Here is a 13,640-nt window from a genome sequence, read left to right on the forward strand (position 1 = left end):
GCCGCTCCGCCCGTACGCCCGTCACGGGTTACGCGGCGGAGTGGTCCCGGTCGTGGCGGAGGTGGTGGCCGTGGACGACGCGGTGGGCGCAGTGGGTGTGGAGGACGTGGGAGTGGAGGTGGACGCAGCGGCGTGGCGCGAGGCCGGGAACTCCTCGGGCCGCAGCACGCACAGGGCCCAGATGATGAACCCGGAGAACGCGATCATCACGACCGACCAGACCGGGAAGTACGGCAGCGACAGGAAGTTGGCGAGGATGATCAGCCCGGCGATGGCCACTCCGGCCACCCGCGCCCACATCGCCGTCTGGAACAGCCCGATGCTGATGATCACGGCGAGCACCCCGAGGACGAGGTGGATCCAGCCCCAGCCGGTGAGGTCGTACTGGAACACGTAGTTGCGCGTGGTGATGAAGACGTCGTCATGTGCGATGCCCATGATCCCGCGGAAGATGTCGAGCACTCCGGCGATCATCAGCATGACGGCGGCGAAGGCCGTCAGGCCGGTGGCCCATGCCTGCTTCGCCGAATGCGGCCGTGCGGTGTGGGTCGCGGTCATCTTCTCCCTCGTTTCGTCTCGTCCGGCGTGGTCATCGACGGCCGGGAGTGGAACTGACGGAGCTGTCGGGGCCCTCGGGGGCGGAGGTCACGGAGGTGGCGCGGCCCTCGGGCACGCCGCCGGTCAGGATCATGTCCTTGGCCCGGGCGAACTCCTCGTCGGTGATGTCTCCGCGGGCGCGCAGGTCGGACAGCCGGGCGAGTTCGTCGACCTTGGACCCGCCACCGCCGCCGGCCGCGGTCTGCCGGATGTAGGCGTTGAAGGCGTCCTGCTGCTGCCGCGCCTGTGCGATCTCCCGGCGGCTCATGCTCTTGCCGCGGGCGATGACGTAGACGAGGACGCCGAGGAACGGCAGGACGAGGCAGAACACCAGCCAGCCGGCCTTGGCCCAGCCGTTCATGCCGTCGTCGCGGAAGATGTCGAGGATGACCCTGAAGAGCAGGACGAACCACATGATCCACAGGAAGAACCACAGCATCGTCCAGAAGGCGCTCAGCAGCGGGTAGTCGTACGCGAGGTTCATCTGCGTGCTCATTTCTCTCCGTTCCGGGCCTGTGCCCGGCTGCGCTGTCTGCCCTCTGCCAGCGTGCGCAGCGCACGGACCGGACGCCTCACCCGATGCGGGTGACCGTGAGACGCCCACCCGGCCGCGCGTGGCATCGAGGGGCTCAGGACGTCGCCGGGTGCGCGCCGCCGGGACCCGCGGACTCTCCGGGGCCCGTGGCGGAGGCGAGGACGGCCAGAAGGATCAGCACCACGAGGACGACGCACAGGACGAGTGCGACGACCGCGGCCGTGGGGTGGTTCCAGAGCACCAGAGTGAGTGCGCCGGCGGCGATGACGACGGCGGTGGTCCACTTGCGGTGGGTGTCCAGCCAGCGTCCGGTCGCGCCCGTGCGCACTCCGGCGCGGCCGAGTGCCTCGCCCGCGGAGGTGGTGCTCCGCCGGGACAGGCTCCGCACTCCGCGCGCCACGCGTCCCGGGCCGTACAGGTAGGCGGCCAGCGCCGTGATCACGGCGACGACCAGGAGGGTGCGGGCGCTGTCGCGGAGGAACCGCACCAGAGTGTCGTAGACGACCGCGGCGGCGTCGGGGGGCAGGACGGCCGGCGGGACGGAACCGAGGTAGACCCGGCGGGCCACGGCCAGGGCGATGAGCAGCACGATCATCATCACGCCCACGCCGATGGCCGTGACCTGAAGCATCAACCGGTGCGACGGGGCCGTCCACACGGTCAGCGCGGCGAGCACGAGGGTCACGACGGGCAGCCACACGCCGACGATGTCGAGCAGCCGCATGGCGTCCTGGGCCTTGTCCAGCTTCTCGGCCCTGAACAGCGTGATCGTACGGTCGGGCGCGGGAATGACGGAGGCCTTCTTGAAGCCGGCGTGCTCCAGCTCGAGTTTGACCTGGTCGACGACGACCCCGATGTCCAGGTTCACGTCTTCGCCCTGTGCCCGCAGGGCGCCCGTCTGGTTGCCGGTGAGGACGTTCATCAGCGCCGTCTGCGCCCGCCGGTTGCCGGTCACCCAGACCTCCTCGAAGACGCCGCTGGTGACGACGCGTCCGACGACGCGGTGCACCGCGTCGGTGATGGCCCCGCGCAGCGGGCCGGTCAGCTCGCCGGAGCCGTCGACGACGCGCGGCGGCGCCCCGGACTTCTTGAGGACGTCGGTCAGCGACGCGGTCAACGCGTTGACGTCGATGTTGTCCACGACTCGCTTGGTCAACCGGTCGGTCACGGCATTCTGCACGGCCGGTTCACGGGCCAGCGGGGCGACGGTCTGGACATAGCGGTCGGTGTCGCCGACCGTGCTGTTCACCCAGGCCGCGACGACGGCCAGCGGGGCGAACACCAGCGTCACCACCAGCAGGACGGTGGCACCCGCCCGGCGCAGCTTCCGGTGCTTGACGGCGGCCGCCCGGCGGAGACGTTCGTACTCGGCGGACTCCGCGGGGGTCAGGGAGCGCCGGGGCTCCCCCGCGTCACCCGGGGCCGCGGGGACGGGGGCGTCGGCAGGGGCCATGGATCCTCCTGGGCGTCGCGGACCGGCACTGCGGGCGGCCTTACGGGGCTTATTGGGCTCAGACCGTGGCGGCGGGCCCGGACGGGGTGCCCGTGGCGTCCCTGCGCAGCGCCGACCGCCAGGCGAAGGCGACGCCCAGTTCGACCAGCCCGAGCAGCACGAGCCACAGGCCGAGCAGCCGGGTCAGCACCAGGGCCGACTGCGCGGGCAGCGCCAGCACCACGATGCCCGCGACGATGCCGAGCGCCGCCGCGCCGAGGAGAACACCGCGGTGCGGCAGGCCCCGGAAGGCGAGCGCCGTGTAGGCGGTGAGCATCCCGGACAGCAGCCAGACGATCCCGACGATCAGCGAGAGCGCGGCGATGGTCTGCAACGGGTGCCTCAGGCAGAGCACCCCGGCGAGGACGAACAGCACCGCGACCAGCAGCCGCGGCAGGCGCTCGCCGTGTTCCTCCCGAGAGAAGGCGGCGACGAACCGGAACCCGCCGGTCACCAGCAGGTAGAGCCCGATCACGATCGCCAGGATGTGCAGGGTCTCGTTCGGCCAGGCGAGCACGATGATCCCCGGCACCAGTGTCGCCAGTGCCGAGCCCAGCAGCCAGGACCACGAGGTGCCGAGTCGGGCCAGCATGTCGGCGGGGTCGCCGTCCTGGTGGTGGCCCGTCCCGCCGGGCCTGTGCTCCGATCCGGCACGCGCTGCCGAACCACGCGGCACGGTCATGGCTCCTCCTCGCGGGGATCGGTTGCGGGTCACTGCCGGACCGCCGACGGGACGGTGTACGAGGACCCGTACGCCAGCGTCCCGCGAAGCGGTGTCCCACGGGTCACCCATGAGGGGTGATCCGTCGCCCGCGCCGCCGCGATGATCTGGATGCGGACCTGCCCCCCGTTTCCCGGGCAGCTTTCCCGGACAGCGCCCGCCTCCCGGGCCGCGGAACCGAAGGGACCCGAGATGAGCGACCCGGCAGCTCCCCGCACCCCGGACACCCCGGGGAGGCGCCCGCCGGGGCGGGACCGGGAGTGGCGTGTGCCCCGGTCGGCGACCGTCATGGTGCTCGCCCGCTCGGTGCTCGTGACGACCGGTCTGGTGACGGCGTACTACCTGCTGCCCCTGGACGGCCGGGCCACGGGCATGACGGCGGCCCTGCTCGGCCTCGGGCTGCTCGGTGTCGCGCTGTTCTTCGCGTGGGAGGTGTGGGCCATCACCCGCTCGCCGTACCCCCGGCTGAAGGCCGTGGAGGCGCTGGCGATCGCGCTTCCGTTCTTCCTGCTGCTGTTCGCCGGCGCCTACTACCTCCTGGACCAGTCCGACCCGGACTCCTTCACCGAGCCGCTGACCAGGACGGACGCCCTGTACTTCACGCTGTCCACGTTCACCACCGTCGGGTACGGCGACATCACGGCACGGTCGCAGACGGGGCGGGTGCTGGCCATGCTCCAGATGACCGGCGGGCTGCTGCTCGTGGGTGTCGCCGCGCGCGTGCTGACGGGTGCCATCCAGGCGGGCCTGCGCCAGCAGCACCGCGACCGGCCGCCCAGGTAGCTCACACGGCCGCCCGGCCGGCTCACTCCGGTATGCGGCGCATCTCCAGGACCCGCAGACCCAGTGACTGGCAGCGGGCCAGCAGCCCGTACAGGTGCGCCTCGTCCACCACGGGCCCGAACAGGACGGTCTGACCGGACATCACCACATGGTCCAGCTCCGGGAATGCCTTGGTCAGCGTCTCCGACATGAGCCCGTCGACGCGGATCTCGTAGCGCATCAGCCGCTCCCACGGTGGCCTGGGACGGGCGTACCACGGCCCCCTGTCCGAGGGTCCGCCCGGTCGGGCCGCCGGGCCTCACCCGGCGCAGGTGATACGGCGGCCGGGCGGGGGCGTGTCAGTGGGTGAGGACGGCCTTGAGCGCGAGGATCAGCAGCCCGATCACCAGGTTGACCGCCGCCGTCCCCGCCACCAGGCCCCAGGGGGCGCCGGCCCGGCGTGCCGCGGCCGCCGACCAGCCCACCTGGCCGGCCACGGCCACGGCGAGCGCCAGCCACAGCCCGCCCGGCAGGTCCAGGCCGAACAGCGGGCTGACGGCGAGCGCGAGGGCCGGTGGCACGGCGGCCTGGACGATCGGCCACTCGTCGCGGCACACGTGCAGGACGGTGCCGCGGTCCGGGCGGCGCTGGGCCAGCCGCGCGCCGAACAGCTGGGCGTGCACGTGCCCGAGCCAGAACACCACACCGGTGAGCAGCAGCAACAGGACCAGTCGCAGCCGCGGGAAGTACTCCGGAACGCCGGCGCCGACCACCACGGAGGCGGCGAGCATGGACCCGTACACCCCGCCGGTGTAGTCGGTGTGGGCCCGTCCCGGGCGGTTCACAGCAGGCGCAGTTCGCGAGCCCGGTGCACCGCCTCGTTGCGCCGGTTCACGCCGAGCTTGCGGTACACGCTCTTGAGGTGGGTCTTGACCGTGTTGACCGACACGAACAGGTCCGCGGCGATCTCCTCGGTCGTCATCATCTGCGCGAGCCGCTGGAGCACGTCCAGTTCACGGTCACTGAGCCGGTCGACGACCAGGGCGGGCGGGTGGCCCGGTTCCGGCTCGTTCCCGGACCGGGGGCCCGGGCGGGCGGGCAGCCGGGGAAACGTGTCCGTGTCCAGCAGGCGGCGCAGCCACGGCCCGGTCTCCTGGAAGGGGCGCCGCAGCCGTTCGTTCCGGGCGTCCAGCAGCGCGCGGGTGACCAGCCGGCGCGCGGTGGCGTGGTCGCCCTGCCGGCCGGTGGCCTCGGCGCGCACCAGCAGGGCCCGTACCGTGACGGCGGGGCCGACACGCTGCCCGGCGGGAAGCGCGTCGAGCAGGTCGAGGGCGGCGCCCGGGTCGCCCGCGGCGAGGTGGGCGCGGGCGGCCGCCACCGTGCAGGCGGCGTCCTGGCCCACGGCGTCCCGCAGCACCTTCACGGCCGGTTCGGGGCGGCCCTCGGCAAGGTGGGCGGCGGAGACGACGAGCGCGATGTGCGCCTCGGCCCACGGTGAGGCCACGGCGGCGGGGACGGCCGACTCCGCGGTCTCCAGGGCGGCCCGGGCCTCATTGCGGGCCAGTTGGAGCCGTGCCCGCACGATGACCAGTGCGGCGGCCGTCACGGGGTCCCAGGGCGAGAGCCGCGCGGCTGTCGCCCGGTCCAGCAAAGCCCGGGCCTCCCCCAGTTCGTCGCGGTCGAGGGCCACCGCGGCCAGGACCAGGTGGCCGAGTCCGGAACCGGCCGGCTCGGCCAGGCTGAACCGTTCCGCGTCGGCGAGCGCCGCGAGGACCCTGCGTTCCGCGCGCGTGGGCCAGCCGGTCAGACAGTCGATGAGCGCGAGCAGGCTCAGGGAGTCCTCCCGCGACAGCGCGGTGGCCCCGTCGGAGCCGGCCGCCGCGGCACGGAGCGCGGTCCCGGCGTCCTCGAAACGTCCCGCCCACAGCCGGGCGGCGCCCAGGTGGGTCTGCAGCAGGGCGGCGAGTTCGGGGTGCTTGCGCGGGAGTTCGGCGGGGAGGTCCCGCAGCAGTTCCCCCGCCGTCCGGGCGGCGCGTTCGGCCCGGTCCGGGCAACCGGTCATCCGGGCGGCGAGGGTGTCCAGGAGGGCGAGGCCGAGCCGGGCCGCCGCGCCGCCGGAGCCGGCGCGGGCCAGCTCGCGGCGGGCGCGTTCCAGGTGCGGGAGGGCGTGCCCGGGGTCGCCGTCGGACAGTTCGCGTGCCGCGCGGACGAGGTCGGCCTCGGGGCCGGTGGTCTCGGGGGGCATCCGCGAGAACAGCTCGCCCAGGTCCCCGGAGCGCAGGCCGGTGAAGAACTGCCCGATCGCGAGGTCGTCCACCAGGGTGCGGGCGGTGAAGGGCCAGTCGCCGGCGGCGGCGCCGTGGGCGAGCGTCTCGGGCAGCGGTCCGGTGTGCCGCAGCCACTGGGCGGCCCTGCGGTGCAGTTCGGTCTCCAGGCTGGGGAACCGCACCCGCAGGTGCGCCGCGAGGATCTCGGCGAAGAGCGGGTGGAGGCGGTACCAGGAGTGGCCGAGGTGCTCGACGAACGCGTTCGCCCGGTGCAGCTCGGCCAGGATGGGTTCGGCGTCCCGGCGCCCGGCGAGCGCGTTGGCCAGGTCGGGGCAGAACCGGTCCAGGACGCTGACCCGCAGCAGCAGGTCCTGGGTCGGGGCCGGCTGTCTCTTGAGCACCTCGGCGAGCAGGAAGTCGGCGATCGTGCTCTGTCCGGCCTCGAACTCCTTGAGGTACGTCTCCGGGTCGCTGCTCTGCCGCGCGGCCAGGGCGCACAGCCGCAGGCCCGCCGCCCAGCCCCGGGTGCGCTCGACGAGCGCGCGGGCCGCGTCGTCGCCGAGCCGCAGTCCGTGCAGTTCCAGCAGGGTCGCCGCCTCTTCGGGGGTGAAGGCCAGTTCCGCGTCCCTGATCTCGGTCAGGGTGCCGTCCGCGCGGTAGCGGTGCAGCGGCAGTGTCGGTTCGGTGCGGGTGACGAGGACCAGGCGCATGCCCCGTCCGGCGTGGTGCAGGACGAAACCGAGCTGGTCGGCGATCTCCGGGGCGCTCACGCGGTCGTACTCGTCGAGGACGACGGTCACGGGCCGGTCGCGGGCGTTGAGCCGCGCGGCGAGCCGGGCGAGCAGGCCGTGGTCCACCGTGCCGGCCTCGGCCGGGCAGCCGACGTCGCGGATCTCGTGCGCTCCGCAGGCGCGCAGGGCCTCCAGGAGGTAGGCCCAGAAGACGCCGGGTGCCTGGTCGGTGGCGCCCGCGGTGAGCCAGGCCACCGGCCGGTCCAGGTGGGCGGCCCAGTCGGCGACCAGCAACGTCTTGCCCGCACCCGCGCAGCCGTTGACCATCGTCAGCGGCGTGGCCGGCGCCTGGTCCAGATGCTCGACCAGGCGCCGTCGGCGCAGGAACGTGGCCGGCGGCACCGGCACGGCGAAACAGGTCCGCAGGAACGGGTCCCCCAGGGGATCCACGTCCGCGGCCGTCGGCCCGGGACTGTTGTCGCCGCGTTCGGACACCGCGCTCACCACCACCGGTCATGTCATGGGCAGCGCTTCTCCCGCTCAGGATCTCAGCGATCGCCGGTGGGCGCGCGTCGCGACCGGGCACGGCGGCACGACCGCGTACGGCGGGCCCGCGGGACGGGGCCGTGCAACCTTGTCGCAACCTCCTTGCTGCTTGGCTGGGTCCGGCTTCTTCTTCCGGTGCTTCTTCCCGGGCTTCCCGGGCGGCGAAGGACGGCGACGATGTACGAGGAGATCCCGCGCGTCGAGTTCACCCCCGCGGCGGCCGGCCTGGTGCGGCGGCTGAGCGAGGCGCACGGACCGCTGATGTTCCACCAGTCGGGTGGCTGCTGCGACGGAAGCGCGCCGATGTGCTATCCGGCGGGCGAGTTCCGTACCGGCGGCTCGGACGTGCTGCTCGCGGAGCTGGAGGTCGATGGGCTGGACCTGCCGGTGCCGTTCTGGATGTCGCGCAGCCAGTTCGAGGTGTGGAGCCATACGCGGCTCATCGTGGACGTGGTGCCCGGTCGGGGCGGCGGTTTCTCCCTGGAGGCACCCGAGGGAGTGCGTTTCCTCATCCGCTCCCGCGTCATCGAGGCCTGAGCCCCGCGCCCGGCCATCACGCTCCGGACCACCGGGGGCAATTCCGGAACGGCGGCAGAACCACACGTTCGGAGGACACGTCTACCGCTCGGACCGACCCTCCGCTACGCCACACTTGCGGCCGAAAGCCGCGAAGTGGGCGTGGCGGAGGAGGACGACGATGGCCATTTCCATTTCTGTGGTGCTGCTGCTCCTGCTCCTTGCGGTGATCTTCGTGCGCAACTGCGCGCTGAAGTTCTCGCACGCCCTGGTCTGCGTCCTGCTCGGCTTCTTCCTGGCGGGTACGAGCATGGCGCCCACCATTCACGAGGGTCTGATGGCCACGGCGCAGATCGTCAGCAGCCTGCACCCCTGACGCCCGGCCGGACGTCAGGGCGCTTCGAGGCCGACCAGTCGGGCCAGCGCCTCGCGGTGGGCGCCCGCGGTGCCGTACGCGATCGAGTCCGCCTTGGCCCGCTTCAGGTACAGGTGGACCGGATGTTCCCAGGTCATGCCGATGCCGCCGTGCAGTTGCAGCGCCTCCTCGGCGGCGTGGACGGCGACGGGCGCCGCGTAGGCCTGGGCGACGGCGACCGCCACGTCGGTGTCCTGCTCCCCGGCGAGCGCGTCGGCCGCGGACCGGGCGGCGGCGCGGAGCCCGGCCGCCTCCAGCCAGAGCTGGGCGAGCCGGTGCTTGAGCGCCTGGAAGCCGCCGACGGGCCGGTTGAACTGCGCACGTTCCTTGAGGTAGCGGACGGTCTCGGTCAACGTCCAGTCCGCCAGGCCGAGTTGTTCGGAGGCGAGCAGTCCGGCGCCGGCACGCAGCGCCCGGTGCACGGCGGGCCCCGCGTCGCCCAGCCGACTCCCCCGTACACCGTCGAGGGAGAGGGCCGACAGCGGCCGGGTCAGGTCCAGCGACACCTGCGGGGTGAGGGTGACGTCGTCCGCCTCGACGGCGTGGAGCCCGCCGTCCTGCGCGGGCACCAGCAGCACGTCGGCGACCGCCGCGTCCGCGATCCCGGTCAACTCCCCGTGCAGCAGCCCGGATTCCAGACGTACGGCCCCGAAGGTACCCCCCGGCGCGGTGTGCAGCCCGACCGCCAGGGCGCCGATCGTACGACCGGACGCCAGGCGGGACAGCAGCCCGGCGGCGGCATCCCCCGCGCAGGCCAGCAGCGCCTCGGTGGCGACCACGGCACTGGTGAGGTACGGAACGGGAGCCACCGCACGGCCCAACTCCTCCAGCACGACGGCCGCTTCGCGGTGGGTGGCGCCCTGGCCGCCGTGTTCCCCGGGCACCAGCAGACGGGCCAGGCCCATGCCGTCGGCGAGCGTCTTCCACAGCGCGAGGTCGTGCGGGGCGTCCGACTCGGCGCGCGCGATCACGTCCGCCGGGGCGCAGTGGTCGGTGAGCAGGTCCCGGACGGCGGCGCGCAGCGCCTCTTCCTCCTCCGAATACAGCAGGTCGGGTTCGGCACTCGTCATGCTCACCGTGCTCATCGGGCGAGGTCCTTCCAGGCGACGTCCTTGTCGGTGCGCGGCTCGGCGGGCAGGCCGAGGACGCGCTCGGCGACGATGTTCAGCAGCACTTCGCTGGTCCCGCCCTCGATGCTGTTGCCCTTGGCGCGCAGGTAGCGGTAGCCGGCGTCGCGGCCGGTGAAGTCGACCAGTTCCGGGCGGCGCATGGTCCAGTCGTCGTACAACAGGCCTTCCTCGCCGCGGAGTTCGACCTCCAGGCCGCTGATCTCCTGGTTGAGCCGGGCGAAGGAGAGCTTCATGCCGGAGCCCTCGGGGCCGGGCTGGCCCGCGGCGAGCTGCTGGCGCAGCCGTTCGCCGGTCAGCCGGGCGACCTCGGCCTCCACCCACAGCCTCAGCAGCCGCTGGTGCAGGTCATGGGTGCGCAGTTCCGGGCGCTCGCGCCAGGTTCTGGCGACCGGGCCGATCATGCCGCCCTCACGGGGCAGCCGCATACCGCCGATGGACACGCGCTCGTTCATGAGCGTGGTCCCGGCGACCCGCCAGCCGTCGCCGACCTCGCCGAGGCGGTGGGCGTCGGGGATGCGCACGCCCGTCAGGAAGACCTCGTTGAACTCGGCCTCTCCGGTGATCTGGCGCAGCGGCCGCACCTCGACGCCGGGGTCGGTCATGTCGCAGAGGAAGTAGGTGATGCCCTGATGCTTGGGCAGGTCCGGGTCGGTGCGGGCGATGAGGATGGCCCAGCGGGCGAGGTGGGCGCTGGAGGTCCACACCTTCTGGCCGCTCACCACCCAGGTGTCGCCCTCACGGACCGCCCGGGTGCCGAGGGCGGCGAGGTCGGATCCGGCGCCCGGTTCGCTGAACAGCTGGCACCAGACCTCCTCTCCGGTCCACAGCGGCCTGAGGAAGCGCCGCTTCTGCTCCTCGGTGCCGTGGCGCAGGATGGTCGGCGCGGCCATGCCGAGGCCGATGCCGATGCGGCGCGGGTCGTTGTCCGGGGCGCCCGCCGCCGCCAACTCGGCGTCCACGACGGCCTGGAGGGAGCGGGCGGCGCCGAGGCCGCCCAGGCCCGGCGGGTAGTGCACCCAGGCGAGCCCGGCGTCGAACCGGGCCTTGAGGAAGTCGAGCCTGCCGGTGGTGGCCGGCGGATGCGCGGCCAGCAACTCGCCGGTGCGGCGGCGCAGTTCCTCGGTGTTCGTCATGCGGCGGCTCCGTCCTTCAGGGCGGGCAGCACGGCGACGCGGCCGGTGGTGGCTCCGTCGGCGACCCGTTGGACGGCGGCCGCGGCTCCGGCGAGCGGCACCCGCTCGCTCACCAGCGGCTTGATCGCTCCCCGGGCGGCCAGGTCGGTGAGCTGCTCGTGGCAGTGCCGGACCAGCTCGGGGTTCCTGGTGTTGTACAGGCCCCAGTGCAGGCCGACGATCGAGTAGTTCTTGACGAGTGCGTGGTTCAGCGCCGGGCTGGGGACAGTCCCGCCGGCGAAGCCGACGACGAGGATCCGGCCCTCGAAGGCGACAGCTTTGGCAGACTGGGCGTAGGCCGCGCCGCCGACCGGGTCGTAGATCACGTCCGCGCCCCGGCCGCCGGTGGCCTCCTTCACGACGGCGACGACGTCCTCGGTGTGCCGGTCGATCACCACGTCGCAGCCCAGCTCGCGGGCCACGGCGGTCTTCGCCGCGCCGCCGGCGACACCGATGACCCGGGCGCCGGCCGCCTTGCCGAGCTGCACGGCCGCGCTGCCGACGCCTCCGGCGGCGGCGTGGACGAGCAGGGTCTCGCCGGCCTCCAGTCGCGCCCGGCGGTGCAGGCCGAACCAGCCCGTCTGGTAGCCGATGTGCAGGGCGGCCGCCTCGGCGTCGTCCAGCGCGTCGGGGGCGGGCAGTACGGCGTCGGCGGCGACGACGGCCCACTCGGCGAAACCGCCGTACGGCAACTCCGGGTTGGCGATCACCCGGCGGCCGTCCTCCGTCTCGCCGCAGATCTCCACGCCCGGGGTGAAGGGCAGGGGCGGCCGGACCTGGTACTGGCCGCGGCACAGCAGCGCGTCCGGGAAGTTGACGTTCGCGGCACGCACCTTGAGCAGGATCCGGCCCTCGCCCGGGGTGGGCGGCCCGGTCTCCTCCAGCCGCATCACCTCGCCCGGCTCGCCGTTGTCGTGCACTCGCCATGCCTGCATGTGCCGCCTCCAGGGGACCGCGTCGTCGCGTCGTGTGACCGGGGTCGATCGCATACTAAGCGGTCGCTTGCCCATCGGGGAACACCCGCGGTCAGCCGTCCTCGGCAGTGCGCGCCGGCCGGGCCCGCACGTGCATGCGCTCCCCCTGCGGTCCGAACAGGCTCAGGAACTCCACCGGCCCCTCCCCCGTCGACCCGAACCAGTGCGGCACGCGCGTGTCGAACTCCGCCGCCTCTCCGGCCGTGAGCACCACGTCGTGCTCGCCGAGCACCAGCCGCAGCCGGCCTGACATCACGTACAGCCACTCGTAGCCCTCGTGGGTGCGCAGGTCGGGTTCGAGCCTGCGCCGGGGCTCCAGCACCTTGAACGCCTGGAGGCCGCCGGGCTGCCGGGTCAGCGGCCAGTGGGTGCGGCCGTCGCGCACGATCGGCTCGGCCCGTACCCGCGGATCGCGCACCGGAGGCGCTCCGACCAGCTCGTCCAGCGGCATCCGATGGGCCTGCGCGATCGGCAGCAGCAGCTCCAGGCTGGGTTTGCGCAGGCCCGACTCCAGGCGCGAGAGGGTGCTGACGGAGATCCCGGTCGCCTCCGCGAGCGCGGCGAGAGTGACCTCCCGTTCCTTGCGCATCCGGCGCAGCCGGGGGCCCACGTCGGCGAGAACGTCCTCGATGCTCATGCCCCGATACTCCCTCCCCGGTTGCGGAACCGGCAAATGTGCTTGTCAATCCGGCACCGCACGGACGACCTTCTCGGTGGAGGTGGTCACATGACCGACAACAACGAGAACAACGAGAAGTACGAGGTCGTCGTCGTCGGGGGCGGCGCGGCGGGGCTGTCCGCCGCGCTGGTCCTCGGCCGGGCCCGGCGGCGCACGCTGGTCGTCGACGCGGGCGAGCCGCGCAACGCGCCGTCCGCGCACATGCAGGGCTTCCTCTCCCGGGACGGCATGTCCCCGGCCCGGTTCCTCGCCGCCGGCCGCGAGGAGGTCGAACGGTACGGGGTCGAACTGGTCCGGGACCGGGCGGTGGAGGCGGTCAGGGACACGGACGGGGATTTCGACGTGACGCTGGCCGGAGGGCGTACGGTCCACGCCCGGCAACTGGTCGTCGCCACCGGCCTGAAGGACGAGCTCCCGGCGGTCCCGGGACTCGCCGAGCGCTTCGGCCGTGACGTGCTGCACTGCCCGTACTGCCACGGCTGGGAGGTCCGCGACCAGGCCTTCGGCGTGCTCGCCACGACACCGCTCAGCGTTCACCAGGCCCTGATGGTGACCCAGTGGTCCAAGGACGTGACGCTCTTCCTGCACCGGACCGGCGAGGACGAGCTGAACGACGACGACCTGCGCAGGCTCGCCGCGGCCGGCGTGCACGTAGTGCCCGGTGAGGTGACCGGGATCGTCGTCGAGGCGGACCGGCTGACCGGGGTCCGGCTCGCCGACGGTACGACGCACACGCGCGAGGCGCTGTTCGTCGCGCCGCGCGCGGTGCCCCGGACCGACCTCCTCCGGCAGCTGGGCGCCGAGCTGAGCGAGACGCCGTTCGGCGCGTACCCGGTGATCGACGAACGGGGCCTGACCACCGTCCGCGGCCTCTGGGCCGCCGGCAACGCGAGCGGCTTCGCCGAACAGGTGATCAACGCGGCCAGCCGCGGCTACCGCGCCGGCGCGGCCATCAACGGCGAACTGCTGTTCACGGACCTGGACGCGGCGGTGGCGAAGGGGAGCGCGGCGCGGGGCAGGACGGCACTGGCGCGCTGAACGTGGGCGGCACCTGGAGGCAGGGCAGCGCCCGGCCGCGAGCCGTCCCCCGCGGGGGCGCCGTG

General features: G+C 73.4%; 15 protein-coding genes. 4 read left to right on the forward strand and 11 right to left on the reverse strand.

Features of this window, described 5'->3' with window-relative positions; all coding sequences use genetic code 11:
• Positions 1-21: 21 nt before the first annotated feature.
• From OIE49_RS06035 to OIE49_RS06050, 4 genes are all read right to left on the reverse strand, one after another.
• Positions 22-558, reverse strand: a complete 537-nt coding sequence (locus tag OIE49_RS06035) for a DUF7144 family membrane protein (RefSeq protein WP_326801415.1) — start codon at positions 556-558, stop codon at positions 22-24.
• Between the two features lie 31 nt (positions 559-589).
• A complete protein-coding gene (locus OIE49_RS06040; RefSeq protein WP_100567360.1) occupies positions 590-1,093 on the reverse strand; it encodes an SHOCT domain-containing protein in 504 nt (167 codons plus the stop codon).
• Between the two features lie 133 nt (positions 1,094-1,226).
• Positions 1,227-2,585, reverse strand: a complete 1,359-nt coding sequence (locus OIE49_RS06045; protein ID WP_326801416.1) for a hypothetical protein — start codon at positions 2,583-2,585, stop codon at positions 1,227-1,229.
• Between the two features lie 58 nt (positions 2,586-2,643).
• The gene (locus tag OIE49_RS06050; protein WP_401787310.1) at positions 2,644-3,306 is read right to left on the reverse strand and encodes an HdeD family acid-resistance protein; all 663 of its coding nucleotides are present in this window, start codon (positions 3,304-3,306) and stop codon (positions 2,644-2,646) included.
• Positions 3,307-3,537: 231 nt separating this feature from the next.
• Between OIE49_RS06050 and OIE49_RS06055 the strand changes: the two genes are divergently transcribed.
• Positions 3,538-4,128 (forward strand): potassium channel family protein, encoded by a 591-nt coding sequence (locus OIE49_RS06055; RefSeq protein WP_401740803.1) that lies wholly within the window; start codon positions 3,538-3,540, stop codon positions 4,126-4,128.
• Positions 4,129-4,150: 22 nt separating this feature from the next.
• Here OIE49_RS06055 and OIE49_RS06060 read toward each other — a convergent pair whose 3' ends face one another.
• The 3 genes from OIE49_RS06060 to OIE49_RS06070 all read right to left on the reverse strand — a co-directional run bounded on the left by OIE49_RS06060 (position 4,151) and on the right by OIE49_RS06070 (position 7,600).
• The gene (locus OIE49_RS06060) at positions 4,151-4,348 is read right to left on the reverse strand and encodes a hypothetical protein (RefSeq protein WP_100567356.1); all 198 of its coding nucleotides are present in this window, start codon (positions 4,346-4,348) and stop codon (positions 4,151-4,153) included.
• A 118-nt stretch (positions 4,349-4,466) separates the two neighbouring features.
• Positions 4,467-4,898: a hypothetical protein gene (locus tag OIE49_RS06065; protein WP_326806156.1), complete on the reverse strand. Its 432-nt coding sequence runs from the start codon at positions 4,896-4,898 to the stop codon at positions 4,467-4,469.
• Between the two features lie 50 nt (positions 4,899-4,948).
• Entirely contained in the window at positions 4,949-7,600 is a 2,652-nt protein-coding gene (locus OIE49_RS06070; protein ID WP_401740800.1) for a LuxR C-terminal-related transcriptional regulator, read from the reverse strand.
• 228 nt (positions 7,601-7,828) lie between these two features.
• Between OIE49_RS06070 and OIE49_RS06075 the strand changes: the two genes are divergently transcribed.
• Both OIE49_RS06075 and OIE49_RS06080 read left to right on the forward strand, forming a co-directional pair.
• Entirely contained in the window at positions 7,829-8,188 is a 360-nt protein-coding gene (locus OIE49_RS06075; RefSeq protein WP_326801418.1) for a DUF779 domain-containing protein, read from the forward strand.
• A 160-nt stretch (positions 8,189-8,348) separates the two neighbouring features.
• A complete protein-coding gene (locus OIE49_RS06080) occupies positions 8,349-8,543 on the forward strand; it encodes a hypothetical protein (protein ID WP_100567352.1) in 195 nt (64 codons plus the stop codon).
• Positions 8,544-8,557: 14 nt separating this feature from the next.
• Here OIE49_RS06080 and OIE49_RS06085 read toward each other — a convergent pair whose 3' ends face one another.
• From OIE49_RS06085 to OIE49_RS06100, 4 genes are all read right to left on the reverse strand, one after another.
• Positions 8,558-9,667 carry an acyl-CoA dehydrogenase family protein gene (locus tag OIE49_RS06085; protein ID WP_326801419.1) on the reverse strand — a complete coding sequence of 370 codons (1,110 nt, stop codon included), beginning with the start codon at positions 9,665-9,667 and terminating at the stop codon, positions 8,558-8,560.
• Positions 9,664-10,845: an acyl-CoA dehydrogenase family protein gene (locus OIE49_RS06090; RefSeq protein ID WP_326801420.1), complete on the reverse strand. Its 1,182-nt coding sequence runs from the start codon at positions 10,843-10,845 to the stop codon at positions 9,664-9,666. The genes OIE49_RS06085 and OIE49_RS06090 overlap by 4 nt, the downstream gene beginning before the upstream one ends.
• Entirely contained in the window at positions 10,842-11,819 is a 978-nt protein-coding gene (locus OIE49_RS06095; RefSeq protein ID WP_326801421.1) for an NADPH:quinone oxidoreductase family protein, read from the reverse strand. Before OIE49_RS06095 ends, OIE49_RS06090 begins: the two co-directional genes overlap by 4 nt.
• A 91-nt stretch (positions 11,820-11,910) precedes the next feature.
• Positions 11,911-12,495, reverse strand: coding sequence for a helix-turn-helix domain-containing protein (locus OIE49_RS06100; RefSeq protein ID WP_326801422.1), 585 nt, complete (start codon positions 12,493-12,495; stop codon positions 11,911-11,913).
• A gap of 90 nt (positions 12,496-12,585) precedes the next feature.
• Between OIE49_RS06100 and OIE49_RS06105 the strand changes: the two genes are divergently transcribed.
• Positions 12,586-13,575 carry an NAD(P)/FAD-dependent oxidoreductase gene (locus OIE49_RS06105; RefSeq protein ID WP_326801423.1) on the forward strand — a complete coding sequence of 330 codons (990 nt, stop codon included), beginning with the start codon at positions 12,586-12,588 and terminating at the stop codon, positions 13,573-13,575.
• Positions 13,576-13,640: the final 65 nt, after the last annotated feature.

This window comes from Streptomyces sp. NBC_01788 (assembly GCF_035917575.1).
GTDB lineage: Bacteria > Actinomycetota > Actinomycetes > Streptomycetales > Streptomycetaceae > Streptomyces.